This window comes from Cohnella zeiphila (assembly GCF_014212055.1).
GTDB lineage: Bacteria > Bacillota > Bacilli > Paenibacillales > Paenibacillaceae > Cohnella > Cohnella zeiphila.
Genome location: NZ_JACJVO010000055.1, coordinates 1 through 809, shown reverse-complemented (window position 1 = coordinate 809; position 809 = coordinate 1). Strand labels below are relative to the sequence as shown.

The following is an 809-nucleotide window of genomic DNA, read 5'->3' as shown; positions in this document are numbered from 1 at the left end:
TTTCGTATTATTAGGTCAACCAGAGATTTCTGGTTGGCCTATTTTTATAGGCGTTCTATGATGGCGGTAGCCGGGAGAACGCGGGTGGCTTTGGAGCATGGACTCCGCAGCAAAAACTGTTCTCCCACTACTTCCAATGACCATGTTTGAGCTGGTTGGGGCATCGACCTCGTATCACAAGCGAAGCTATGGGTTTGGAACCATCGTGGGATTGCCGGTTAATATCACATCAGGAGGAGTTGACATGGAACCGGTTATCGGATTGGACGTGGCAAAAGGAGCAAGTGTGTTTCAAGCGTTCATGAGACGTCAAGAGCCGTTAGGAAAGCCTGAAACAATGAAGCATAACGAAGATGGGTTCAGACGACTTGGGGATGTCATTGGCCAATTGGAAGAGCGAACGGGAATGAGGCCGGTCGTTGTTTTAGAAGCGACAGGGCATTATCACCGTGCTGTCGTAGCGTTCTTGGAGCGCGCGGGGATCGTGCATTACATCGTGAATCCGCTCCTATCTAAGCGTTCAAAAAGCGCGCAGCTACGCAAATTAAAAACGGACGCGGCAGACGCCTCACACTTAGCCGAAATGTATTTCCGTGGCGACGTAAAGCCGCACCGCAGTTGGGCGAGTCAAATGACGGAGATTCAGCACCTAACAAGGCAGCATGAGTTTATGACGTCTCAATTCGTGCAGACGAAGCTGAACGCAAGGGCGTTGCTGGATCAAGTCTGCCCGGCATTCGAAAGCGTGTTTCGAGATATGTATTCCAAAACGGCGTTGCACGTGCTGCGATATGTACTGCTGGAAGAAA

At 50.6% G+C, this 809-nt stretch carries 1 protein-coding gene; it reads left to right on the top strand.

Annotation, left to right across the window (positions count from 1 at the left end; all coding sequences use genetic code 11):
- Positions 1–244 precede the first annotated feature (244 nt).
- Positions 245–809, top strand: a 565-nt coding sequence (locus H7C18_RS32980) for an IS110 family transposase (protein WP_185133390.1), incomplete at its 3' end; no start/stop codon positions are given.